Here is a 24,470-nt window from a genome sequence, read left to right as displayed (position 1 = left end):
GGAGCGGGCAGCCGAACGCGCCCGCACGCCGTCCGCGCCGCCGGACGCCGGGGGCCGCGCTCGCGGTGCTGCTCGCCGGTGCGCTGGGCGCCTGCACCACCCCCGGCGCGAACGCCGACGGCGGGGAGGACGGTTTCGTCTCCGGCGACGGCCAGATCACCGCGGTGGCCCCCGACGAGCGCGATCCCGCGCCGGCGGTCTCCGGCGCCACGGTCGGCGGCGGGGAGCAGCTCGACCTGGCCAGCTTCCGCGGCCGGGTGGTCGTGCTCAACGTGTGGGCGTCCTGGTGCGCCCCCTGCCGGGCCGAGGCGCCCGACCTCGTGCGCGCCGCCGAGCGGACCTCTGACGTCGCCCAGTTCGTCGGCATCAACGTCAAGGAGGAGAACCCGGCCGCGGAGGAGGCCTTCCTGCGCGCCATGGAGGTCACCTACCCCAACCTCGACGACCCGACGGGTGAGATCCAGCTGGCCTTCGCCGACACCCTGCCGCCCGCGGCCATCCCGAGCACCCTGGTGGTCGACGCCGAGGGACGGGTCGCCGCCCGCGTGCTCGGGCCGGTCACCGAGACCACCCTGGTCGACCTGGTCACCGACGTGGCCGAGGGCCGGTGATGGTGCCGATGGACGTCGCCGCCTGGGCCAGCGAGGCCGTCTCCGGCTCGATGCTGCTCGCCGTCCCGGTCGCCCTGCTGGTCGGCGTGGTCTCCTTCTTCAGCCCCTGCGTGGTGCCGCTGCTGCCGGGCTACCTCTCCTACGCCACCGGCCTGGGGGCTGCCGAGGTGCTCGAGGGTCGCGGGCCCAAGGGGCGGATGCTGCTCGGGGCGTCGCTGTTCGTCCTCGGCTTCTCGGTCGTCTTCGTGCTGACCGGGGTGGTCTTCGGCGCGGCCGGACAGGCGCTGGCGGGGGCCCGTCCCTGGTTGACGCCGGTGGCCGGGGTGCTGTCGATCCTGCTCGGGCTGGTCTTCCTCGGCGTGGTCCCGCTGGGGCGCGGCAGCCTGCGGCTCAACCGGGTGCCGCGGGCGGGGGTGGCGTTCGCGCCGCTGCTCGGGATGGTCTTCGGCTTCGGCTGGACGCCCTGCCTCGGGCCCACCCTCGGGGCGGTGCTGACGCTGGCCTACAACGAGGCGACGGCCACCCGCGGCGCGCTGCTGGCGCTCGTCTACTCCCTCGGGCTCGGCATCCCGTTCGTGCTGGCCGGGCTGGCCTGGACCCGGATGAACCGGGCCGTCACCTTCCTCAAGCGGCACCAGCGGGTGGTGATGGGCGTCGGCGGCGTGCTGATGGTGCTCACCGGGCTGCTGCTGGTCACCGGTCTCTGGGACGCCCTGATGGCCGGCATCCGGCAGTGGGCGGCCAGCATCGGGGCGCCGCTGTGAGCCGCGACACCGCCGCACCCGTGGACCGCACCGACACCACCGACGCCGTCGAGGCCGACGCCGTCGGCGGCATCAGCGCCCCCCAGCAGGGCGACCCGGCGCCCACCGGTGCCCGGGCACTGCGTCCGGTGGAGTGGCTGCGCTGGCTGTGGACCAACCTCACCTCGATGCGCACCGCGCTGGCGCTGCTCCTGCTGCTCGCGATCGCGGCCGTGCCCGGTGCGCTGCTGCCGCAGCGGCCCACCCAGCCGTTCGAGGTCAGCTCCTGGATCGAGCAGAACCCGACGCTGGGCCGCTTCTACGACTCGATCGGCTTCTTCGACGTCTACAGCGCGCCGTGGTTCGCCGCGATCTACCTGCTGCTGTTCATCTCCCTGATCGGCTGCATCGTCCCGCGCACCCGCGTCTACCTGCGGGCGCTGCGGGCCCGCCCGCCGCGCACCCCGCGCAACCTCGGTCGGCTGCCCGCCGCCGCCACCGCCACCGCCGACGAGGCCGTCGCCGACGTGCTGGAGCGGGCCCGGGTCGAGCTGCGCCGCCAGCGGTTCCGGGTGGACGTCCGCGAGGACTCGGTGGCCGCCGAACGGGGTTACCTGCGGGAGGCCGGCAACCTCGTCTTCCACCTCAGCCTGGTGGTGCTGCTGGTCGGGCTGGCCTGGGGCGCGCTGGCCGGTTACCGGGCCAACGTGGTGGTGCCGGTGGGGCAGGGCTTCGCCAACACCATCACCTCCTACGACGACATCACCTCCGGCGGGCGCTTCGACCCCGAGTCGCTGGCGCCGTTCGCGCTGACCGTCGACCGGTTCACCGCCGAGTTCGAGACCGGTCCGGTGCAGCAGGGCGCGGCCCGCGTGTTCGAGGCCGATCTCACCGTCACCGAGGAGCCGGGCGCCGCGCCGTACCCGTTCCGGCTGGAGGTCAACAAGCCGCTGGCGGTGGGCGGCACCGACGTGCACCTCATCCAGCACGGCTACGCGCCGCGGGTGACGGTGACCGACGGCGACGGCAACACCTCCTTCTCCGGGGTGGTGCCCTTCCTGCCCCAGGACGGCAACTTCACCTCCGCCGGCGCGATCAAGGCCTGGGACTCCCGCCCGGAGCAGCTGGCCTTCCAGGGCTTCTTCCTGCCGACCGCGGTGGTGGACGAGCAGGGCCCCCGCTCGGTGTTCCCCGACGCCTTCGAGCCGCAGCTGTTCCTCAACGCGTGGTACGGCCCTCCGCGGGAGGAGAACGGGGTCCCCGAGAACGTGTACTCCCTTGACGTCACCGGGCTGACCCAGATCACCAGCGCCGACGGCGACCCGTTCCGGATCCGGCTGGAGCCCGGGCAGACGGTCGAGCTGCCCGACGGCCGCGGCAGCATCACCATGGACGGCTGGGAGCGCTGGGTGAAGCTGCAGATCAGCCGGACGCCCGGACTGGGGCTGACCCTCGGCGCGGTGGTCGCCGCGGTGACCGGGCTGTGCCTGTCGCTCTTCGTGCGGCCGCGCCGGATCTGGGTGCGGGCGCGCCGCGAGGACGGCCGCACCCTGGTCGAGGTGGGTGGCCTGGACCGCGCCGACGCCCGCACCGGTCTGGACGAGCAGGTCGACGAGCTCGCCGGGACGCTCGGGACGCGCGAGGACGAGGCCTCCCGGCAGGCCCAGGGCGCTGGCAGAGGGACGACCGGCGACGAGTCGTCCCCGCGGCGCGCCGAGGAGCATGATGGGGGCCGCGACGACGGAGGAGAGCGGGACTGATGGACTTCGCAGAGGTGTCGAACACCGCCATGGTGATGGCGGCCGTGGTCTACCTGTTCGCCGCGATCGCGCACGCCGGGGAGTGGTCGGCCGCGCAGGGCCTGGACCAGCGCGAGCGCCGGACGTCCCCGGCCAGGGAGCTGGTCGGCGCCGGCGGTCCCGGGGTGGTCGAGCACCCGGACGCGGCGGACCCGAAGGTGGAGCGCGCCTGGCTGCGGGTGGAGAAGCTCGGCCGCAGCGGCGTCGCGCTCACCGTGGTCGCCTTCGCGGTGCACGCCGTGGCGGTGGTGACCCGCGGGCTGGCTGCGGACCGGTTCCCCTGGGGCAACATGTACGAGTTCGTCAGCACCTCGCTGCTGTTCGTGGTGGCGGTGCACCTGGTGCTCGTGCTGCGGGCCGGCCAGCGCTGGCTGGGGCTGCTCACCACCATGCTCGCCACCGTCGGGCTGGGGCTGGCGGTCACGGTCTTCTACGTCGACGTCGCCCCGCTGGTGCCCTCACTGCACTCGACCTGGTTCCTCTTCCACATCGTCGCCGCCGCCGTCTCCGGTGCGGCGTTCAACGTCGGCGCCCTCGCCTCGATCCTCTACCTCGTCAAGGCCCGGGCCGAGCGTCGGGGCGAGGTCCGCGGCTACCTGGCCAGGCTGCCTTCGGCCAAGGCGATCGACCTGCTGGCCTACCGGGCGCACGCCTTCGCCTTCCCGCTGTGGACCTTCACCATCGCCGCCGGCGCGATCTGGGCCCAGTACGCCTGGGGCCGGTTCTGGGGCTGGGACCCCAAGGAGACGATGAGCCTGGTCACCTGGGTGCTCTACGCGGTCTACCTGCACGCGCGGGCCACCGCCGGGTGGCGGGGGACCGGGGCCGCGGTGATCGCGCTGGTCGGCGTGGTGGCGTACTGGTTCAACTTCATCGGGATCAACCTGCTGGTCTCCGGCCTGCACTCCTACGCGGGCATCTGACCGGGTCACGCGGTCCGCGCATCGCCCGGGCCGCGTGCCATCACGATGGTAGGTTCGTGGTATGAGGACGACCATCGACAAGGCGGGCAGACTCGTCATCCCGAAGTCGCTGCGCGACCGGGTCGGGCTCGTCCCGGGCGAGGTCTCGGTGACCGCGGACGGCGCCGGCCTGCGCGTGGAGCCGCTGACCGGCGACGACCTGGAGGAGCGGGCGGGTCGGTTGGTCATCCCGGCCGGTGGCGCGACCGTGGACGACGAGACGGTGCAGGCGTTGCGCGATGCCGACCAGCGCTGAGGGCGAGCCGCAGCTGGTCGACACCAGCGTCGCCGTGGCGCTGCTGACCGCTGACCACCGCCACCACCAGCAGGTCTTCGCCGCGGTCGCCGAGCGTCGTCTCGGCCTGGCCGGCCACGCCGCGTTCGAGACCTTCTCGGTGCTGACCCGGCTGCCCGCGCCCGCGCGCCGGACACCGGCGTCGGCAGCGCGCCTCATCGAGGCCAACTTCCCGCACTCGGTCTTCCTCGGTGCCGAGCGTGCGCAGGTGCTGGTCGAGGACCTGGCTGCCAGCGGGGTCGCCGGCGGTGCCGTCTACGACGCCCTGGTGGCCGCCGTCTGCATCGAGCACGGGCGACGGCTGGTGACCCGTGACCAGCGGGCCCTGGGCACCTACCGCGCGCTCGGAGCCGACGTGGAGGTGCTCCGATGATCACCGCGGTGGTGCTGGCCCCGGCCCTCGACATCAGCTACGACGTCGACCACCTCGTGGTCGGCCAGATCCACCGGCCGAAGGCGGTCACCCGCTGCGCCGGCGGCAAGGGCCTCAACATGGTCCGCGCCGCCTCCCGGATGGGGGCGCCGGTGCACGCGGTGCCGGTGCTGGGCGGACCGGTCGGCGTCCTGCTCGCCGCCCTGCTGGTGGAGGAGGGGCTGCCCGCCACGGTCGTCCGCAACACCGAGGAGACCCGGATCTGCGTCTCGGTCGCCGGTGAGGAGATGACCGAGATCTACCAGCGCGGGACGCCCCTGGGCGCCGGCGTGCTGACGGAGGTCGGCCAGGTGCTGGACGACGTGGTCGAACCGGGCTGGCTGGTGCTCAACGGCGGGCTGCCGGCCGGCACCGACCCGGCCGAGGTGGCCGCGGTGCTCACCCGCCACCGCGAGCGCGGGGTGCGGCTGGCGGTCGACTGCTACGGCCCGGTGCTGCCGCTGCTGCTGGAGGGCGGGGTCGACCTGGTCAAGATCAACCGGGTGGAGGCGGCCGACCTGCTCGGGGTGGACGCCGCCACCGCCGACCTGGGCGAGCTCACCACCGCGGTGGCGGACCGGGCCGGGGCGCCGGTGGTGGTCACCGACGGCGCCCGCGGGTCGATGCTGCACGACGGGACCGGCTGCTGGCTGGTGGCCGCGAGCGCCCGGCGCGGGCAGCACTCGGTGGGCAGCGGCGACAGCTACCTCGGTGGGCTGCTGGCCGGTCTGGAGGCCGGGCTGGGCCTGGGCGAGGCGGTCCGGCTGGCGGCCGGCACGGCCACCGCCAACGCCCAGGTGCCCGGTCCGGGCGTCCTCGACCCCGGGGTGGCGCGGGCGGCCGCCGCCGAGCTGGAGATCACCGCGCTCGGCTGACCGGTGGCGCCGGCTGCGACAGGAGCGGGGGCTGGGTCCGGGGTGGCAGCATGTCGGCGTGCGTCACTTCGATCTGTGCATCATCGGGTCCGGTTCGGGCAACTCCCTCATCGACGAGCAGCTGGACGACCAGTCCGTCGCTCTGGTGGAGAAGGGGATCTTCGGCGGCACCTGCCTCAACGTCGGCTGCATCCCGACCAAGATGTTCGTCCACCCCGCCGACCTGGCCTCCGCGCCGGAGCGCTCGGCTCGCCTCGGCGTCCAGCTGACCCGCGACAAGGTCGACTGGCCGGGGATCCGCGACCGCATCTTCACCCGCATCGACGCCATCTCCGAGGGCGGGGAGGACTGGCGGGCGCAGGCGCCCAACGTCACCCTGTACCGGGCCAAGGGCCACTTCACCGGGCCGAACACCTTCACCGCGGGCGGGGAGGAGTTCAGCGCGGACCGGTTCGTCATCGCCGCCGGCAGCCGGGCGGTCGTGCCCCCGGTCGCCGGCGTCGACCCGCAGTGGTGGGACGAGCGCCGCGAGGAGCGTCCGGCCTGGGCCCACACCTCCGACACCGTGATGCGCACCGACGACCTGCCGGGCCGGGTGGTCATCGTCGGCGGCGGCTACGTGGCCTCGGAGTTCGCCCACGTCTTCGCCTCCTTCGGCAGCGACGTGACGATCATGGTGCGCTCGCAGGCGATGCTGCGCGAGCAGGACGCCGAGATCTCCGAGGCGTTCACCCGCTCGATGGCGCGCCGGGTCCGGCTGCTCACCGGGGTGGTGCCCACCGAGATCGCCACCGAGGCCGACGGCTCCGCGCGGGTGCTGGCCAGCGACGGCTCGGAGCACCGGGCCGACGTGGTGCTCTTCGCGACCGGACGGCGTCCCAACGGCGACACGCTCAACCTGCCGGTCGCCGGCGTGGAGACCGACCGCGAGGGCTACGTGGTGGTCGACGAGCACCAGCGCACCACCGCCGAGCACATCTGGGCCCTCGGTGACGTGTGCAACCCCTGGCAGCTCAAGCACGTGGCCAACCACGAGGCGAAGGTGGTCCAGCACAACCTCCTGCACCCCGACCAGCTCCGTAGCAGCGACCACCGGTTCGTGCCCCATGCGGTGTTCTCCGAGCCGCAGGTCGCCTCGGTCGGGCTGACCGAGCACCAGGCGCGCGCGGCCGGGCACGACATCACCGTCGCCAAGCAGGACTACGGCTCGATCGCCTACGGCTGGGCGATGGAGGATGACGAGCACTTCGCCAAGATCGTGGCCGAGCGGGGGACGGGGCGGATCCTCGGCGCCCACATCATGGGGCCGGAGGCGTCGGTGCTGATCCAGCCGCTGATCCAGGCGATGTCGTTCGGGCTGCCGGCCGCGGAGATGGCCCGCGGGCAGTACTGGATCCACCCGGCGATGACCGAGCTGGTGGAGAACGCGCTGCTGGCCCTCGACCTGTGAGCGCGGCGTGATCCGGACACCCGGATCACGTGACGGGACGTGTGCCGCCGGGTAGTCCCCGGGAGAACGCGACACACCGTCTGCAGGGAGGAAACCCACCATGGCACAGCTCGACGACAAGGTCGCCCTGGTCACCGGAGGCGGGTCGGGGATCGGCCGGGCGGTCAGCCTCGACCTGGCCCGGCACGGCGCGACCGTGCTGGTCACCGACATCGCCACCGACGCGGCCGAGCGGGTGGCCGAGGAGATCCGCTCCGCCGGCGGGAAGGCGTCCGCGGCGACCTACGACACCACCGACGCCGAGGCCGCCGAGCAGGTGGTCCGGCAGGCGGTGGAGGAGCACGGCGCGCTGCACCTGGCCGTCAACAACGCCGGCATCGGCGGACGCCAGGCGCCGGCGGGCGAGGTCGACCTCGACGACTGGCGCAGGGTCATCGAGATCAACCTCAACGGCGTGCTGTACGGGATGCGGGCCCAGATCCCGGCGATGCTGCGGGCCGGTGGCGGCTCGATCGTCAACATGGCCTCCATCCACGGCTCGGTGGCCGCGCCCGGCAACGGCGCCTACACCGCCACCAAGCACGCGGTGGTGGGGCTGACCAGGAACGCCGCCGCCGAGTACGGCCCCCAGGGCGTCCGGGTGAACGCGGTCGGGCCGGGCTACATCCGCACGCCGCTGCTGGAGAACCTGCCCGAGGACGCGCTGACCGCGTTGCAGGGCAAGCACCCGATGGGCCGGCTGGGAGAGGCCGAGGAGGTCGCGCCGCTGGTGCGCTTCCTGCTCTCGGACGAGGCCAGCTTCATCACCGGCAGCTACCACCTGGTCGACGGCGGCTACACCGCCGTCTGACGTCCTCGCGGAGTCACGGCCCCGGCACGTAGTCCGGCCACCACCCGAGCTCGTCCTCACACCCCGGGGTGAGGCCCATCTTCACCCAGGCCCCGGCCTCGTAGACCAGCCGGTAGACCCACATCCGGGTGCCGTAGTCCTCGGTGGTGCGCCACTGCTGGATCTCGCCGTCGAAGCAGCGACCGACGAGGATGCCGGCGCGGGTGAGGTGGGAGCGGTGGGTGAGGACGGCGACGGACTCCCAGCCCTCCTCGGCGGCCAGCTCGCTGAACGCCTGCGCCTCACCCTGGGTGGTGGAGGGCTCGGGGTGGATGCAGTGCACCGGGTAGTCGTGGTCGGCCTCGCAGAAGTCCACGGTCTCCGGTGACTCGTCGAAGGGCTCGGGCAGGCTGACCACCAAGGCGGCGTCGTCCTGCTCGGCCATCAGCTCCTCGGCGTCCTCCAGCCGGTCGTCGGAGGGTCCGAGCACCAGCACGGCGTCGGTACGCGAGGGCCGGTCGATGTGGGGGAGTCCCACGAGGGTGGCGAAGACGATGCCGAGCACGCCGACCACCACCACGAGCGCGAGCAGCAGCCGCGGCAGCAGCGGGCGACGGGGTCGCCGGGTGCTCGGACCGGATCGGGTGCTGGTGACGGTGCTGATGACGGCTCCTCACGCTGCGGGGGGACGCCGTCGAGGCTAGCCGGGTGCCCCCAGCCGACAGGTCCACCCGCAGGCACTGCGCAGGGGGACCGCGGTTGTAGTCTGAGGCTCCAGCCCCGCCGACCACGGGATCAGGTTGTCGGCGCCGACGTCCCACCCGGGCTGCTCGGGTGGGACGTCGTCTGGCTGGCCCGGCCAGCGGGCCACGGGACGAGGAGGAGATCCCCCACGTGAGCACCGACCGGATCGAGATCCACGCCAGCCCGCACGGCTCCGTGTTCGCCGACGGGTCGCGGGGCTACCCGGTCCGCGACCTGCACTCCGCGCTGCGGCTGGTCCGCCAGCGCCGACGCCCCGGGCAGCGTGCGGTGGTCTGGCTGGAGGGCGGCACCTACCGCCAGTCCGCCACGCTGGAGCTGACCCCGGACGACTCGTTCACCGCGTTCTGCGCCCGCGACCCCGAGCACCCACCGGTGGTCGAGGGTGCGGTGCCGATCACCGGGTGGCGCGAGCAGCAGGTGCACGGGGTCGACGTGCTCGCCGCGGATGCACCCGCCGCGCGCGGCCGGGCGCTCTACGTGGGTGGACGGCGGGCGCCACGTCCTCGCTACCCGCGGGAGGGCTTCTTGTGGATCGAGTCGCAGGACGGCCTCGACCCGTCCGCCGGGTTCGTCGAGACGCTCTTCGACGGCTCGGACCGGTTCCGCTTCCGCGAGGGCGACCTCCCCGAGCTGGCCCAGCCCGAGCAGGTGGAGGTGGTCGTCCCGCACTACTGGGTCCAGGAGCGGATGCCGGTGGTGGAGGTGGACCGGGAGCGTCGTGAGGTCATCAGCTCGCTGCGCAGCATCTTCGCCCTCCGCGACGACGCCGCCCACCGGTTCGCCCGCTACCACCTCGACAACGTGGCCGAGGCCTTCGGCGAGGTGGCCGGGGAGTGGTACCTCGACCCGACCGGGAGGATGGTCGGCCGGGACGGCCCGCAGCTGCTGTACCGGCCGCGGGAGGGCGAGACCGCCGAGACGCTGGACGTCCGGATGCCGGTCCTCGACGTCTTCGTCCGGGTGCGCGGCACCGGCACCGACCCGGTGCGCGAGGTCCGCTTCGAGTCGGTGCACTTCGCCTACGCCGACTTCGCCGAGGTGCCGCCGGCGGTGCCACCGTTCGGCGTCCGGGAGGACCCGGTGCTGCCCCGCGACGTCGGGTTCGCCGCCGACGTCCAGGCCGCCAGCACCGTCCCGGCGGCGATCCAGCTCGACGGCGCCCACGCCTGCGCCTTCGTCGACGGCGCCGTGCGCGACGTCGGCGGCTACGCCATCAGCCTCGGCCCGGGCAGCCGGGGGAACCTCGTCAGCGGCTCGACGTTCACCGACCTGGGTGCCGGCGCGGTGCGCTGCGGCGGGTCGGCCGACGCGTCCTCACCCGACTTCACCCGGGCCAACGAGATCAGCGACAACACCGTCGAGCGCGGCGGCCGGGTCTACCCGAGCGCGGTCGGCGTGCTGCTGCAGCACGGGGCGCACAACGTCGTCGCGCACAACCGGATCAGCGACCTCTACTACACCGCGATCTCGGTCGGCTGGACCTGGGACTACGCCGACAGCCCGTCGCAGGGCAACCTCGTGGTCGGCAACCACCTGCACACGCTCGGCCAGGGCCTGCTGAACGACATGGGTGGGGTCTACCTGCTGGGGATCGCCCCCGGCACCGTCGTGCGCGGCAACCACATCCACGACGTCCGGTGCGCCAACTACGGCGGCTGGGGCATCTACACCGACGAGGGCTCCTCGCACGTGGTGATCGAGTCGAACGTGGTGCACGACGTCTCCAGCCAGGCCTTCCACCACCACTACGGGCGCGAGGTGGTGGTCCGGCACAACGTGCTCGCCCTCGGTGGTCAGGGCCAGGTGTCGATCACCCGGCCCGAGCCGTCGAACTCCTTCACCCTGGAGCGCAACATCCTGCTGGGGTCGGGGACGCCGGGCTACGCCGGGACGGCCGGCGAGCGGGACGTCCGCCGCTACACCGTCACCAGCGACCTCAACCTGTTCTTCGACCTCGACCCGGTCGAGGGGGCCGTGCTGGCCGGCAACGGTGGACGTCGGGGGCCGGAGGAGGACTGGCAGGTGGTCGAGCCGCTGGACGAGGAGTGGCGACGCACCGGGCACGACCGGTACTCCGTCGTCGCCGACCCCTGCTTCCTCGACGTCGCCGCTCGTGACCTCCGGGTGGCCGAGGGGTCGCCGGCGCACGCGCTGGGCATCGTGGTGCCCGACGTCAGCGGCGCCGGCCCGCGCCCGCCGCACCTGCGCGGGCACCCGCTGCAGCCGAGGACACGGGTCGACCAGTTCGCCCGTCCCCAGGGGTAGCAGGCGCCGCCGACGACCCGGGCGTCAGGACGCCTTGGCCGCCACGGGCAGCAGCTGGGCGCCCGTCCCGCGCCGGGCGCGGGCGTGCTCCTCCATCAGCTCGACGAAGGTCGGTGCCCACCGCTGCCAGTCGTACTCGCGGCGGGCGAGCTCGTAGCCGTTGGCGGCCATCTCGTCGACCACCTCCGGCGCCTCGGCCAGACCGACGATGGCGTCCACGGTGGTCTCGGCGTCGTCGTAGGGCACCACCACGCCGGTGCGGTGGGTGCGCACCTGCTTGGCCGCCAGGGCCAGCGGGGTGGTGATCACCGGCACCCCGTGGGCGCAGTACTCCATCAGCTTGGTCGGCATGCTCACCCGGTAGTTGGGGGAGTCGTGCAGCAGCACCAGACCGGCCAGCGCACCCCGCAGCCGGGCCAGCGCCTCGTTGCTCGGCATGAACCCGCGCCAGACGAGGTGGCCGGCCTCCTGGGCCCGCTCGAGGTCGGAGCGGATGCCGTGGTCGTGGCAGGGCCCGATCACCTCCAGGGTGGTCGCTCCCTCGGTCTCGTCGTGCAGCCGCTGCCCGATCTCAGCCAGCATGTGCCCGCCGCGGGCCCGGGTCACCGAACCGAGGCAGACGACCCGGTCGGTGCCGTTCGGCTCCCGGGTGTCGGGCACGTTGACCGCGTTCGGGACCACCGGGTGCGGGTGCTCGAACCGGTCGCGGTAGGCCCACTCGGCCAGGATCAGCGGGTGCCGGTCCTCGACCACGGCCTCCATCCGCCGCCACTCGCGGGAGACCACGCCACGCAGCTGCCGCGGGATCCAGTCCTTGGTCGCGAACGCGCCCGCCGGGTCCTCGTGGACGTCCCAGACCAGACCCGGGACGTCCATCCCGGTGGTGGCGAGCAGCAGCTCGGGGTCGTGCACGAGGACGATGTCGTGGCCGGGGGCGTGGCGGCGCATCACGGCGCGGGCGCGCAGGTCGGCGCGGATCCGCACCCGCTGGTAGGCGCGGGGGAGGTCGACCAGCCGCAGCCGGTCGCGCTCGCCCGGGGCGAGCTCGGCGGTCGACACCTGGGCCTTCTCGGTGAACGGGGCCGCGTAGGTGACCTGCCAGCCGGCCTGCAGCAGCGCGCGGATCTGGCGGAACCAGATGCGTGCGTCGCGGGGGTCGTGGACGACCGTCACCACCAGAGCCCGGAACGGCGGCTCGGAGATGGTCGCGCGTTCGAGCAGCAGTGGTCGGTCCGGCACGACGCTCCCTCCCCCTGCCCTGCTTCGGCGTGTCGCTGCGGTGATCAATCTGCCAGGCACCCTAAGCAAGCGTCTGCCTTGCTAGCCAATTTCTCAGGTAACCATCAGGTCGAGCGGGGAACTTCCCGGGCTGTGCCGTCCGACGAGCTCGCCGCTGCTACTGGTTGAACGGCTGGCGGCCTTCTGCGGGCCGATGCGCGGCGGAGGCATTCAGACGCGAGGTGAGCGCGTGCTGCGGCCCGCCTTGCAGGCGCAAGTGGTCTGAGAGCCGCCGCTGCAATAGTGTCGGATCGTTTCGCGCACTTCGCACTGACCTCTGTAGCGATCGGCGTCCGCCGTTGATGCGGTCCGGACGGTCCTCGGGGGGAGGTCGGTGAGCAGCTTTCTGAGAGGAAACCATAGATGGACATCAAGCACGTCGCCGTGATCGGTCTGGGCTACATCGGCCTGCCGACGGCCGCCATCCTGGCGTCCGACCACGTCAACGTCACCGGTGTGGACATCAACACCAAGACCGTGGACGCGGTGAACCGCGGTGACGTCCCCTTCGTCGAGCCCGACCTGGCGACCTACGTCGCCGGTGCGGTGAAGCAGGGCTACCTCAAGGCGACCACGACGCCGCCGCCGGCGGACGCCTACATCATCGCGGTGCCGACGCCGTTCACCGAGACCGGAGCCCCCGATCTCTCCTACGTGAAGGCAGCCGCCGAAGCGGTGGCTCCCCAGCTGCAGGGCGGCGAGCTGGTCATCCTCGAGTCGACCTCACCGCCGCACGCCACCCAGCAGATGGCCGACTGGATCCTGGCGGTGCGCCCCGACCTCAGCCTCGACGGCAGCGAGGGCCGCCCGGCGCTGCACGTGGCCCACTGCCCCGAGCGTGTGCTGCCCGGCCGGGTGATGATCGAGCTCGTCACCAACGACCGCATCGTGGGCGGACTGACCCCGGGGGCGGCCGAGCGCGCCCGCGACCTCTACCAGATCTTCTGCCAGGGCCAGATCCTGCTGACCGACGCCACCACGGCTGAGATGGCCAAGCTCGTCGAGAACTCCTTCCGCGACGTCAACATCGCGTTCGCCAACGAGCTGTCGCTGATCAGCGACAAGCTGGGCATCGACGTCTGGGAGCTCATCGACCTGGCGAACCACCACCCGCGCGTCAACATCCTCAAGCCCGGTCCCGGGGTCGGCGGGCACTGCATCGCGGTCGACCCCTGGTTCATCGTCGACGCGGCCCCGGAGGAGTCCAAGCTCATCCGCACCGCGCGCAACGTCAACGACGGCAAGCCGGAGTGGGTCGTCCAGAAGGTGCGCGAGCAGCTGGACGGCGTTGAGCGACCGACCATCGCCGCGCTCGGCCTCGCCTTCAAGGCCAACATTGACGACCTCCGTGAGTCGCCTGCCCGCGAGATCGTGTCCCATCTCGCCGATCTCGCAGTCGATGGCACAGTGCTGGTGGTGGAGCCGCACATCGAGGAGCTGCCGCGCGAGCTCGCCAGCCGGGACAACGTCCGGCTGAGCTCGCTGGAGGATGCGCTGGCTGCCGCCGACGTCACCGTGCTGCTGGTGGACCACGACGCCTTCCTGGAGCTGGCCGTGCGGCGTCCTGCCAAGGTGGTCGACACGCGTGGTGCCTGGCGCTCCTGACTGCACGGCTCGCGCATCCGGTAGAGGGGGCGGGCAGATAGTGCTCGCCCACCTGGCGATCTGCGGACTGCGAGGCCTCCGACCCCGATGGCGGCGTCAGATGCGCAGCGTCGGCACAAGGTCCCGCATCGTTACGATCCTCCTGTGACTTCGACCGACCTCCGCGGCCTCACCTTTCTGTTCTCCAGCTTTCAGCCGCCCCCACGGCGGTTCTTCCAAGGGTTCGCGTTCGTCGACGAGCACTACATCGCTGGTCAAGAGGGCGCCCTCGCGTTCGAGGCCCAAATTGGAGCGCCGATGCGGCCTGGGGAGGACGGCTGCTATGTCGTGGCCACCGAGACCGAGAGCGGATACCGAATCGGAGTGGATCACGTCGGTCTGCAGAAGATGTTCTACTACGACAACGGCGACGTCTGGTGTGTGTCGAACAGCGTGGCGATGATCGCCGAGCATCTCACGGCGCATGGGGTGCGGGTCAGTGCGAATCTGCCGCAGTTGACGTCGCACAAGATGCCGCACACCTTCGCCATGCAGCTGAGCTCCACGCGAACGGCGTTCAACGAAATCCGCTTGGCGCCGCTGCACTGCGCCGTCGAGATCGTGGACGGTCACCTTCGCCTCGTGCGGATTCCCCGGCTCCCGGCTGCACCGGACTACACCGAGGGGCTACGCCGGTTCGTATCCACGTGGGCCCGTCGGGTGCAGACGATGCTGAGCAGCGAGAGGGTGTGGTTTGACGTCGACCTCAGTGGTGGAGTCGACTCCCGTACGGTCTTCGCCTTCGTCCGAGCCGCTCAGAACCAGAACCCCTCTGACGACATCATGCGGAGGATCAACCTCCGCTCGAGCAGGAGTGAGCACCTGGCGGAAGATCTCGCCGCCGCCTCCACGGTCGCTGAGGCCTTCGAGATGCCGATCAACGGACCGCAGCCCGACCGTCCCAAGCCGCCAGCCCTGACAGGGTGGGAACGGTACGAGGCGTGGCGGCGCATCCACCTAGGTGTCTACATGCCGGTGTACTTCCCCGTCCATGCCCCCAATCCGTGGCACATCCACTTCCACGGCGGAGGAGGAGAGACCCACCGCCGCTTCTACGCCGCTGATGACCCTGCAACGATGCTGGCCAGGCAGAAGGACTACCACCGACCGAAGTATCTGTTCGAGGCATGGAAGCAAGAGGTCCTTGGCTGCGTGGCCGAGCTCCAACCACACGAACCGCATCTGAACCCCATGGTGCTGCACTACCGGGAGTTTCGGAACCGATTCCATGTCGGCCTCAACAGTCAGTATCGCGTCGTCTGCTCCCCTCTGAACAGCCGCCTGCTCGAAGTGGTAACACGCAGCAACAGCAACATCGACAGCAAGCAGATCCTGTACGACGTCATGGAAAGCTTGGTGCCCGGGCTGAACCGCATGCCCTACGACGTCGCGAGCAAGAGTCCCTCTGTCGACGAACTGACTGCCATGACGGTGGTGGATGGTGCCCTCGATGGGCCGGGCAAGGGGAGGGTTTTCGCATCGGAGGAGACGTCCGCTGTCGCTCGCCACTCAACCGCTAAGCCGATCAGTCTCATGGCCGAGGCATTCGAGGCGGCGGACCGCCCGCTCGTCGTCGAGTTCATGGGCGAGGCTCGGATGAGCACGGCACGCGGTGTCATGCAGGACGCCGTCTCGCGAGGCCGCTTCACCCGTGCCGCAGACGCCAATGACATCTCACTGGCGCTGGCCGTAGCCCATACCTTCCAACTAAGTCATCTTGGTTGAGGCAGGCGCCACCGACTGGAACAGCTCGCGTCGCTTGACGTGTTCAGCAGGGTCGAACCAAGGCCGCGACGGTGAGACGGCTGGACGTCCACCACCGAGGCGAGCTCACCCGTCCCTCGGGTCGGCTATCATTCGCTGGGCAGACGCTCGGTCAACCGGCCGTGCTGCCGATCTGCGAAAAGTGACCGCGACTCGACGAACTAAAGGGGCGCCGATGCCGAATCTCTCGAATGTCGCGACGAGCCTGAATATGGGTGAACTCACAGCGACCGCAATGCAGTCTGCTGAGCAGCGCCATCCGGGAGACGAGTACGCCTTCTACCTACTGAAGGATCGCGAAGTAGTTCAGCGAGGTAGTTACAGCCAATCCGACACCGTGACGTACCAACTAGCGGAACCGGGGACGTACGCGGTGAAGGCGTTCGTCAGGAACGGGGAGGAGAAGGCTTCGCGTACCTCGCAGTCGGTGACTTTTGAAGAGGCATCGGGCGAGTCGTTCCAAGAGACGAGCGCAGCCCTTGACTCGACGATGCAGACCCCGGGGTTAACCAATACTCCGACGGAACTGCCGGAGTTGAGGTTTGTGCAACTCAACTACCCGCACCAGGACTTTGCCGTCATCGTTGCCCCCGGTCTAGCCGACGGCAGCACCACGCAGAGGCTGAACAAGGTCGGGGCTGAGCATCGCCTCATCCACTCAGTTTGGACGGCTGGTCAGCGAAAGCTGCACGTCATGGCCACTCGTACACGCATCGATGGTGCTACCGACTTCGTTTTCTCGGGCATGACCCGGAACGCTAACCGATTCATCTTCGGAGCCGACGACCTCGACAGGCAGTCACTGCCATCGATCGAGGCACAGGTCGGCGACTTCACTCTCCTCGACCTCACCGCCGACGTGGCCCGTATCAGCACGGACTACTTTGGTGTGGCAAAGGTTTACTACTACGAAGACCAGAACATCACCTGTGTAGCGAATCGGTACCACCTGCTACTCCTTATCCTGCGGGAACTAGGAGTCAGGCTTGAGCTCAATGCGGACAAGGTGCGCGCGAGTTTTGGCGCGATCAATCAGATGTTCACCCAGAACTTCTCGCGAGAGATGGATATCAAGGGGTGCTACGTCCTGGGGGTGGACAAGGAAATCGAACTTCGCGAAGGCGGGCTGGTTCTGCAGGATGCGCCCATCCGTAACGCACTCGATGCGAGGGAGTCGTTCGACGAACGAGCCTATGTAGAGATGGTGCAGGCGGCTGCGGAGGAGATAAAAGACAATCTTCGGATAGCGTTGATGCACCCCCGGTTCTCGTTCGTCCGTGTTGACGTCACGGGTGGGATGGACGCCCGTATGGTCATCGGTGCCTTGAGTCACTTCCGGCAGTTCGAGGACAAGATCCACATCCACACGGCGGACAACCCCGCGACGCCAGAAGATCTGCCGCTCAGTCTCGCGCTGCTGAGAAAATCTCCCTTCCAATACGATTCCATCCCCCGGCGCCGCCGTACCGTCTCCCTCGCCGATTCGTTTTTAGACATCATCAGTGTGCAGTTGGGTACGTATTATGGGCTGCAGCCCCTCGCTACCCGGGAACAGCTTCCCGATACCCTGCGCATCAACGGATTCTACGGCGAAGTGTGCGGCCGCCCGTACTATGCGCGCCTGCGGTTCGGTCGACCGGAGGAGCCGACGGTAGAAGAATTCTCGCGGAAATTCATCGCGAGCATTCCTGATTCACGTAAGCCAGTCGTCACTGACAGTGGGCTAGCGGAACATTTCGCCGATGAGCTGCGCCAGATCGCTGGTGACACGCCCCTCGAGAAGTTCGACCTGCACTACCTCTATTACCGCAACGGTCTGCACTGCAGTGACAAGTGGTTGAACCAGGTCCTGGCGCCTGGGTGGGGGCCTCTGCAGTCGAAGACTATGTTCCGCCTCAAGCTTGCAACGTTCAGCGAATTCAAGAGCATCAAGGTGCAGCTCGACGTTACTGATGCGCTGAACATCGATTTGGCGCGCTTGCCCTACGGTCGCGATAAGGACAACGCCGAGCGTGCAGCACTTGCGCCCCAACTGCTGATGGAGGGCCCCACTCCGGCGAGGGAAGACACCCCCGAGGTGGACGATCGACCCTTCCGTGTAGCTGCCGAGGCGCGCAAGGAGTTGATCGAGAGAGTGGTCGATCCACGTGCAGCTGACGTTGTCGCAGCGAACGCTCGTTTCGCTGACACCCGCGGGAGCTGGATATCTGCTGCACTGCAGACGGTGTTGCAGGTCGACTCCCTCTTCAGTCCCCGCCAGCGCATGGAACTGGAGCAGTACGTCGAGGACCTTTTCCGTGATCGTAATCAGAAAATGGATATCCGGGGAGTCATCATGATCAATAAGCTGCTCTCGGTCTGCTATCAGCTTGATCTAGCGCGTGCGGCATGAGGCCCAGGGGTGATGGGCGGTTGGATTAGTGTCTGCTTGGCTACCGCCTACGCTTGATGCTCGCCTGATGGGTCGACGCGGCTCGCGGGTAAGCGGTCGACCCTCGGGAGGTCCCCTATGACCGACACCCAGCCGGCGTCGCACGAAGGCGGCAGGAGCAGTGGGCCCGCCGCGACGGTCACGGTTTCGGCAGATCCGACCCTGAGGCTGCGCCAACGCGCGAACAAGTACTGGACCGGGGGTGAGCGGACTGAGGCGCTGAACCTACTCCGTCGATCTCTGCGAGACCACGGGGGAGACGCCCGGTTGTGGCACCTCTACGGGTTGCGGATGATGCAGTCCGAGCGTTTCGAGGTTGCTGTGGAGGCGCTAAAGAACGCCCTTGAGTTGGATCCGAGCGAGGTCGCACTGTTCGAGTTGCTGAACGAACTCGTGCACCGCAGTGGGGAGTCCTTGACGTCCGTTCGTCGGGCAGCCCTCGACCAGCTCGTAGAAGTGCTCCCCGACCGGCCAAGCCGGCACCGAGACCTACTTCCCGTGATCATCCGGGGCCAGCACCGACTGTGTCTGGACCAGTTGGGGCACAGCACTGATCCTGTCGTCCGGTTCGCAGTTGTCCTGAACGACCTCAACCACGATGAGTGGGAGGCGGCGCTCCAAGACACCAACCTCGACCTCTATATGGCGCGCCTCGCTCAAATCCTCTGTCTGCTAGGTCGCGGCGGTTCAACCCAGGCCGCCCGTCTACTAGCCGCCCTGCCGGCTGACCGAATCCCGGTCGTGCCCGTGCGGATGACAATCAAAGCCTTGGTTTGGTCAGGGCGCGGCGCGAAGACCCGCGGCCTCCTGCAGGAGTACCTCCGAGCCCGACCAGAGGACCGCTGGGCACAGCGGCTGCAGGCCGAGTATGGCCGCGTTGGAAGAGCGTCTGCCGCCGAACGCGCCAGCACAGAGCGGCGACTGGCCGAGCAGGGGTTCCCCTTCCCGGCACCGGCCGAGGGGCGGGCGTACGACCCACTGCCCGATCGGGTGCTATACAGCGTGTACAACTCGCTGCCGTTCCACTCCGCCGGCTATGCCACCCGGACGCACGGGCTGCTGACCGCCCTCAACCGCGACGGCTGGCGGGTCGACGCCGTTTCGCGCATCGGCTACCCCTTCGACCTGCGCCCCTTCGCCGACCACGGCCCGGTCCAGGCGGTGGATCAGATTGGCGACGTCACCTACCGTCGCCTGACGACCGAGCGGACGGTCGAGCGTCGGCACCCCCTCGACGCCTTCATCGGCCGCTACGCGACGGCCCTGCGGGCCCAGGCCGAGGCCGAGCGGCCGTTCCTGCTGCACGCGGCTTCCAACCACCTCAACGGTCTGGCCGTGGTGACGACAGCCCGCCAGCTGGGCCTGCCGAGCGTCTACGAGTTGCGCGGTCTGTGGGAAGTGACGAGGGCTTCCCGCGACCAGGAGTGGGCCACTGGGGAGGAGTACCGCTACCTCGCACGGATGGAGCTGGACGCCGCCCACCACGCCACCCGGGTCATCACCATCACGGAGGCGCTGAAGGCGGAGATGGTCCGCCGCGGCGTCGACGGCGACAAGATCGGGGTCGTGCCCAACGGGGTCGACACGGAGCGGTTCCTCCCAAGAGCGCGCGACCGGGCGCTGGCCGAGCAGCTGGGTGTCGCCGACAAGGTGGTCATCGGCTACGTCGGGTCGTTGGTCGACTACGAGGGGCTGGAGCTGTTGGTCGAGGCGGCGGGCGTGCTGTCAGGAGTGCGTCGCGACTTCGCCGTGCTCGTCGTCGGTGACGGGGTCGAACGGGAACGGCTGCAGACGCTCACCGCGAACGCTGGGCTGGGTGACGTCGTCCGCTTCCTCGGTCGGGTGGCGCACGAGGAGGTCGAGCGCTACTACTCAATCATGGACATCTGCCCGTTGCCGCGGCTGCCGTTGCCGGTGACCGAGATGGTCTCCCCGCTGAAGCCGTTCGAGGCGATGGCGATGGCCAAGGTGGTGGTGGCGTCCGACGTCGCTGCCCTGGCCGAGGTCGTCGAAGACGGGGTGAATGGCATGCTGCACAAAAAGGGCGATGCCGGCTCGCTGGCCGCGGTGTTGCGGGTGCTGCTCGACGACGCCGAGCTGCGGGCCCGGGTGTCGTCGCAGGCGCGTGCCTGGGTGGTGCAGCACCGGCGTTGGGAAGTCCTGGCCAGGCGGATGACCGCCCTTTACGAGGAGATCGGCGGAGTGCGGCAGGCACCCGTCGGCTGACGAACCGCGCTGAGAACCAGCTGCTACTGCCGACCGGTGCTGCTTCGCCCACCGCGCGATCCGGCTCAAGCCACGATAACGCCGCGACGTGACCGTTCACCCGTCTGCACACCCGCGGCCGAAGTCGCCTGCACGGTGACCGCAACCCGAATATCGATTCCGTTCAGCAACGACGCGTCAGTGGTGGTAGTCGCCGGCTTCTTCAACGATCGCTCTGATTGTGGCATCGCTGTGAGGTGCTGGCCCGCGACGATCGCCGGCGTCCGCCCCGGGACGGCCCGACCCGATTAGGGATAGCGTGGCCCTCGGTCGAGTCGAGCCAAGCAACCCCCAGCGGAGGTCGAAGACGTGACGAGCAGGTCCCCCCAGGCTGTCGAGCGGTACCGGCGAGCCGTTGCCCGCCGGCTCCGGCGCATCGCCCGTCGCGGCCTGAGGGTGATCGAGGGACCCACTCCGACACCGTCCCCGACGGGCACCCCGCAGAAGGAGTCCGACCGCGCGCGCGAGCGGGCCGACCAGCGCAGGGCGGAGGCGAGGCGCCTGTGGGAGAGCGGCAAGCGTGAGTCCGCGCTGGACGTGATGCGACGCTCGCTCCTCGCCGACCCCGGCAACGCCGCGGACTGGCACCTGTACGGCTCCCGGCTGCTGCAGGCGAAGAAGTTCGACGCCGCGTTCGAGGCGATCAAGAACGCGATCGACATCGACCCCGTCCGCGTCAGCTCGCTGGAGCTGCTCGAGGTCATGGTCAACCGGCCCGGGGTCAAGCCGGACAAGAAGGTCGTCAAGAAGGCGCTCGACCGGATGACCGAGAAGCTGGCGCGGCGGCCGGAGACGCACCTGGACGCCCTCGCCTTCGCCATCGGGTACCAGCACCAGCCGTCCCTGGACGTCCTGGCAGGTAGCCCGAACCCGGTCGTCCAGCTGGCCGTCCGGCTCAACGCCAGCCCTCGTGAGGAGTGGCAGGGCATCCTGGCCGGCGCCGACGAGAAGGAGGCCCGCCTGGCTCGGATGCACACGGTGCTGGCCCGCGGCGGCGCCAGCCAGGCGGCCGACGTGCTCGCCGAGCTCCGGACCTCCGAGATCCCGCTCATCCCGCTGCGACTGGCGATCCGCCGCGTCTCCCGCAAGGGCTACCACACGCGGGCAGGACTGCTGCTGCGCCACTACCGCCGGGCCAAGCCGAACGACAAGTGGGCGCGGGAGAAGTTCGCTGGGACCGAGGTCACCGACAACGTCAGCCAGCAGCTGCTCAACCACGGCTTCCCGATGCCGGCGCTGCGGAGCGAGCCCGAGTTCGAGGTCGACCGGGCGAAGTTCCTCTACGGCCTGCACAACTCCCTGCCGTACCACTCGGCCGGCTACGCCACCCGGACCCACGGCCTGCTCAGCGCACTCGCCCGGGCGGGCTGGGACGCCCATGGGGTGACCCGCCGCGGCTACCCGTTCGACATGCCGAAGTTCCGTGAGCTCGACCGGATCGAGCCGCTGGACCACGTCGACGGCATCCCCTACCACCGGCTGTCGACCGAGCCCGGTCCGGAGCCGAAGCTGCCCACCGAGGACTACATCGCCCGGTATGCGGCGTCGCTGGAGCCGCTCGTGCGGCAGGAGCGGCCGTTCGTCCTGCACGCAGCGTCGAACCACTGGAACGGGCTGACGCTGGTCTCGACCGCACGTCGGCTGGGGCTGCCGAGCATCTACGAGGTGCGTGGTCTGTGGGAGGTGACCCGGGCCTCGCGCGACCCGTTCTGGGCCGAGGGGCGCAAGTACCGCCTGATCTCCCGGCTGGAGGCGGACGCGGCGCGGTATGCAACCAAGACGATCGCCATCACGCAGGCGTTGAAGGACGAGCTGGTCACTCGCGGGGTCGAGGCCGACCAGATCACCGTGGTGCCCAACGGAGTCGACACCGACCGCTTCGTGCCGCGCGCGCCCGACCTGGAGCTCGCCGACCGACTCGGGGTGCGGGGCAAGAAGGTCATCGGCTACGTCGGCACCATCGTCGACTACGAGGGTCTGGAGCTGCTGGTCGAGGCAGCCGGGGTGCTGTCTCGAGAGCGTTCGGACTTCGTGGTGCTGGTCATCGGTGACGGCAACGCGCTGGAGGACCTGACCCAGCGGGTGGTCGACGAGGGGCTGACCGACGTCGTCAAGCTGCTCGGTCGGGTCCCGCACGAGGAGGTCGAGTCCTACTACTCGATCATCGACGTGTGCCCGCTGCCGCGGTTGCCGCTGCCGGTGTGCGAGATGGTCTCCCCGCTGAAGCCGTTCGAGGCGATGGCGATGGGCAAGGTGGTGGTCGCCTCCGACGTGGCCGCGCTGGCCGAGATCGTCGAGGACGGGTTGAACGGGATGCTGCACACGAAGGGTGATGCGGCCTCGCTGACGGAGAAGCTGCGGCTCCTGCTGGACGACTCCGAGCTGCGGGTGCGGTTGTCGGCGCAGGCGCGTGAGTGGGTGGTGCAGAACCGGCGCTGGGACGTCCTGGCGGAGCGGATCACCGAGCTGTACGAGGAGATCGGCGGCGTGCGCCGACCGGTCGAACTCGGCTGAGGCTTCAGGACGCACCACGGCCCGCCACCCCGCGAGGGGCGGCGGGCCGTCCTGCGTTCAGCGACCGACGAAGTCGGGCAGCCGGTCTCCCAGGCCGAAGTGGTGCGCCAGGGCGGCCAGGCAGCGCTCGATGGCCCGGCCGTCGCCGTAGGGGTTCACCGCGTTCGACATGGCGGCGTAGTGCTCGGGATCGTTGACCAGCCGGCTGACCTCGGTGACGATGCGCTCCTCATCGGTGCCGATCAGCTTGACCGTGCCGGCCTCGACCGCCTCAGGACGCTCGGTGTTCTCCCGCATCACCAGCACCGGCTTCCCCAGCGACGGCGCCTCCTCCTGCACGCCGCCTGAGTCGGTCAGCACGATGGTGGCCAGCGCCAGCAGCCGGGTGAACTCCCCGTAGGCCAGCGGTTCGGTGACCAGCACGTTGTCCAGACCCTGCAGGTGCGGGAGCACGGCCTCGCGCACGATCGGGTTGCGGTGGGCCGGCAGCACGACCAGGTGGTCGGGGTAGCGCTCGGCCAGCGTCCGCAGGGCCCGCCCCACACCCTCCATCGCGCCGCCCCAGTTCTCGCGGCGGTGCGTCGTCACCAGCAGCACCGGACGACCGGCGTCCTCGGCCCGCTGCAGCCGCTCGTCGGTGAAGGGCAGCTTCTGCCCGACGGTGTGCAGCAGGGCGTCGATCACCGTGTTGCCGGTGACGACCACCGTCGCCGGGTCGATCGCCTCGCGGACGAGGTTGTTGCGTGACGTCTTCGTCGGGGCCAGGTGCAGCGCGGTGACCTGCGAGGTGACCTTCCGGTTGGCCTCCTCGGGGAAGGGCGAGCTGATGTCGCCGCTGCGCAGACCAGCCTCCAGGTGCACCACGGGGATCTGGCGGTAGAACGCGGCCAGCGAGGCCGCCGCGACCGTCGAGGTGTCGCCCTGCACCAGCACCGCGTCCGGCTTCTCCTCCACCAGCACCGGGTCGAGGCGCTCGAACACCTTGGCCATCAGCGCGTTGAGCGTCTGGCCGTGGGCGAAGACGTCGAGGTCGTGGTCGGGGACGATGCCGAAGATCTCGTTGACCTGGTCCAGCATCTCGCGGTGCTGACCGGTCACCACGGTCACCGAGTCGAACTGGTCGCTGGCCTCCAGCGCCTTCACCAGCGGCGCCACCTTGATGGCCTCGGGGCGGGTGCCGTACACGGTCATGATGCGGGGGCGCATCGGTCCTCCTCAGGGTTCGAGAGCGGAGCCAGCGCCCGCTGATTCTCGGGCGCTACTCGCCCGACCGGCTCACCGTATCGGGCGGTGGTTCGGCGACGGCAAGTTCTGCGGAGGCCTCGGCGTCCCTTCGACAGGCTCAAGGCGTCGAGGTCGGGTCCACTCAGCGGGCGGACTCGGCGACGACATCGGCGTAGAGGGCGGCGTGCTGGGAGGCGAGGTGGTCCCAGGTTCGGGAGCGTCCGACCCGGCTGGCGGCGGCCCGACCGCGGCGGCGCAGCTCGTCGCGGTCGGCGGCCAGGCGGGTCAGGGCGGCGGTCCAGGCGTCGACGTCGCCGGCCGGGGCCGACCACCCGTGGGCGTCG

19 protein-coding genes are annotated in these 24,470 nt (G+C 70.1%); 15 read left to right on the top strand and 4 right to left on the bottom strand.

Translation table 11 applies throughout. The features are described from left to right. The 9 genes from DVA66_RS03365 to DVA66_RS03325 form a co-directional block, all read left to right on the top strand. A partial coding sequence (locus DVA66_RS03365) for a TlpA family protein disulfide reductase (RefSeq protein WP_198671435.1) occupies nt 1–611 on the top strand: 611 nt, incomplete at its 5' end. Further along, nucleotides 611–1,375, top strand: coding sequence for a cytochrome c biogenesis CcdA family protein (locus DVA66_RS03360; RefSeq protein ID WP_114558778.1), 765 nt, complete (start codon nt 611–613; stop codon nt 1,373–1,375). The genes DVA66_RS03365 and DVA66_RS03360, both read left to right, overlap by 1 nt. A 167-nt stretch (nt 1,376–1,542) precedes the next feature. Next, nucleotides 1,543–3,114 carry a cytochrome c biogenesis protein ResB gene (resB, locus tag DVA66_RS03355; RefSeq protein ID WP_114558777.1) on the top strand — a complete coding sequence of 524 codons (1,572 nt, stop codon included), beginning with the start codon at nt 1,543–1,545 and terminating at the stop codon, nt 3,112–3,114. After that, nucleotides 3,114–4,076: a c-type cytochrome biogenesis protein CcsB gene (ccsB, locus tag DVA66_RS03350; protein WP_114558774.1), complete on the top strand. Its 963-nt coding sequence runs from the start codon at nt 3,114–3,116 to the stop codon at nt 4,074–4,076. The genes resB and ccsB overlap by 1 nt, the downstream gene beginning before the upstream one ends. Nucleotides 4,077–4,137: 61 nt before the next feature. Further along, the gene (locus DVA66_RS03345) at nt 4,138–4,371 is read left to right on the top strand and encodes an AbrB/MazE/SpoVT family DNA-binding domain-containing protein (RefSeq protein WP_114558773.1); all 234 of its coding nucleotides are present in this window, start codon (nt 4,138–4,140) and stop codon (nt 4,369–4,371) included. Then, on the top strand, nt 4,355–4,783 hold the full coding sequence (locus DVA66_RS03340) for a type II toxin-antitoxin system VapC family toxin (protein WP_114558772.1): 429 nt from the start codon (nt 4,355–4,357) through the stop codon (nt 4,781–4,783). Before DVA66_RS03345 ends, DVA66_RS03340 begins: the two co-directional genes overlap by 17 nt. After that, nucleotides 4,780–5,697 (top strand): 1-phosphofructokinase family hexose kinase, encoded by a 918-nt coding sequence (locus tag DVA66_RS03335; protein WP_114558771.1) that lies wholly within the window; start codon nt 4,780–4,782, stop codon nt 5,695–5,697. Before DVA66_RS03340 ends, DVA66_RS03335 begins: the two co-directional genes overlap by 4 nt. A 58-nt stretch (nt 5,698–5,755) precedes the next feature. Continuing rightward, a complete protein-coding gene (locus DVA66_RS03330; RefSeq protein WP_114558770.1) occupies nt 5,756–7,147 on the top strand; it encodes a mycothione reductase in 1,392 nt (463 codons plus the stop codon). A 100-nt stretch (nt 7,148–7,247) separates the two neighbouring features. Then, nucleotides 7,248–7,997, top strand: coding sequence for an SDR family NAD(P)-dependent oxidoreductase (locus DVA66_RS03325; protein WP_114558769.1), 750 nt, complete (start codon nt 7,248–7,250; stop codon nt 7,995–7,997). A gap of 13 nt (nt 7,998–8,010) precedes the next feature. Here the strand turns inward: DVA66_RS03325 and DVA66_RS03320 are convergent, their stop codons facing one another. Continuing rightward, nucleotides 8,011–8,556 (bottom strand): YdcF family protein, encoded by a 546-nt coding sequence (locus tag DVA66_RS03320; protein WP_157973809.1) that lies wholly within the window; start codon nt 8,554–8,556, stop codon nt 8,011–8,013. A gap of 314 nt (nt 8,557–8,870) precedes the next feature. Here DVA66_RS03320 and DVA66_RS03315 point away from each other — a divergent pair, with 314 nt between their 5' ends. Next, entirely contained in the window at nt 8,871–11,006 is a 2,136-nt protein-coding gene (locus DVA66_RS03315; protein WP_114558767.1) for a right-handed parallel beta-helix repeat-containing protein, read from the top strand. 24 nt (nt 11,007–11,030) lie between these two features. Here the strand turns inward: DVA66_RS03315 and DVA66_RS03310 are convergent, their stop codons facing one another. Further along, nucleotides 11,031–12,245, bottom strand: coding sequence for a glycosyltransferase family 4 protein (locus DVA66_RS03310; RefSeq protein ID WP_114558766.1), 1,215 nt, complete (start codon nt 12,243–12,245; stop codon nt 11,031–11,033). A gap of 402 nt (nt 12,246–12,647) precedes the next feature. On the opposite strand from DVA66_RS03310, the gene wecC reads away from it, so the two are divergent. The 5 genes from wecC to DVA66_RS03285 all read left to right on the top strand — a co-directional run bounded on the left by wecC (nt 12,648) and on the right by DVA66_RS03285 (nt 22,902). Then, nucleotides 12,648–13,889 (top strand): UDP-N-acetyl-D-mannosamine dehydrogenase, encoded by a 1,242-nt coding sequence (gene wecC, locus DVA66_RS03305; protein ID WP_114558765.1) that lies wholly within the window; start codon nt 12,648–12,650, stop codon nt 13,887–13,889. A gap of 144 nt (nt 13,890–14,033) precedes the next feature. Continuing rightward, complete coding sequence (locus DVA66_RS03300) at nt 14,034–15,653, top strand: hypothetical protein (RefSeq protein ID WP_114558764.1); 1,620 nt, start codon at nt 14,034–14,036, stop codon at nt 15,651–15,653. A 214-nt stretch (nt 15,654–15,867) separates the two neighbouring features. Next, nucleotides 15,868–18,084, top strand: coding sequence for a hypothetical protein (locus DVA66_RS03295; protein WP_157973808.1), 2,217 nt, complete (start codon nt 15,868–15,870; stop codon nt 18,082–18,084). Nucleotides 18,085–18,414: 330 nt separating this feature from the next. Further along, nucleotides 18,415–20,349, top strand: coding sequence for a glycosyltransferase family 4 protein (locus tag DVA66_RS03290; protein WP_157973807.1), 1,935 nt, complete (start codon nt 18,415–18,417; stop codon nt 20,347–20,349). Nucleotides 20,350–20,784: 435 nt separating this feature from the next. Further along, a complete protein-coding gene (locus DVA66_RS03285; protein ID WP_114558761.1) occupies nt 20,785–22,902 on the top strand; it encodes a glycosyltransferase family 4 protein in 2,118 nt (705 codons plus the stop codon). A gap of 57 nt (nt 22,903–22,959) precedes the next feature. Here DVA66_RS03285 and wecB read toward each other — a convergent pair whose 3' ends face one another. After that, a complete protein-coding gene (gene wecB / locus DVA66_RS03280; RefSeq protein WP_198671434.1) occupies nt 22,960–24,108 on the bottom strand; it encodes a non-hydrolyzing UDP-N-acetylglucosamine 2-epimerase in 1,149 nt (382 codons plus the stop codon). Nucleotides 24,109–24,268: 160 nt separating this feature from the next. Next, the coding region (locus DVA66_RS03275; RefSeq protein WP_198671433.1) for a glycosyltransferase at nt 24,269–24,470 on the bottom strand (202 nt) is incomplete at its 5' end.

The organism is Desertihabitans aurantiacus (assembly GCF_003344635.1).
Lineage (GTDB): Bacteria > Actinomycetota > Actinomycetes > Propionibacteriales > Propionibacteriaceae > Desertihabitans > Desertihabitans aurantiacus.
This window is presented reverse-complemented; position numbering and strand designations above follow the sequence as displayed.

Coding starts and splice junctions, on each gene's coding strand:
- DVA66_RS03360 (WP_114558778.1), top strand. CDS start 611: ATGGTGCCGATGGACGTCGCCGCCTGGGCCAGCGAGGCCGTCTCCGGC.
- resB (WP_114558777.1), top strand. CDS start 1,543: ATGCGCACCGCGCTGGCGCTGCTCCTGCTGCTCGCGATCGCGGCCGTG.
- ccsB (WP_114558774.1), top strand. CDS start 3,114: ATGGACTTCGCAGAGGTGTCGAACACCGCCATGGTGATGGCGGCCGTG.
- DVA66_RS03345 (WP_114558773.1), top strand. CDS start 4,138: ATGAGGACGACCATCGACAAGGCGGGCAGACTCGTCATCCCGAAGTCG.
- DVA66_RS03340 (WP_114558772.1), top strand. CDS start 4,355: ATGCCGACCAGCGCTGAGGGCGAGCCGCAGCTGGTCGACACCAGCGTC.
- DVA66_RS03335 (WP_114558771.1), top strand. CDS start 4,780: ATGATCACCGCGGTGGTGCTGGCCCCGGCCCTCGACATCAGCTACGAC.
- DVA66_RS03325 (WP_114558769.1), top strand. CDS start 7,248: ATGGCACAGCTCGACGACAAGGTCGCCCTGGTCACCGGAGGCGGGTCG.
- wecC (WP_114558765.1), top strand. CDS start 12,648: ATGGACATCAAGCACGTCGCCGTGATCGGTCTGGGCTACATCGGCCTG.
- DVA66_RS03295 (WP_157973808.1), top strand. CDS start 15,868: ATGCCGAATCTCTCGAATGTCGCGACGAGCCTGAATATGGGTGAACTC.
- DVA66_RS03290 (WP_157973807.1), top strand. CDS start 18,415: ATGATGCAGTCCGAGCGTTTCGAGGTTGCTGTGGAGGCGCTAAAGAAC.
- wecB (WP_198671434.1), bottom strand. CDS start 24,108: ATGCGCCCCCGCATCATGACCGTGTACGGCACCCGCCCCGAGGCCATC.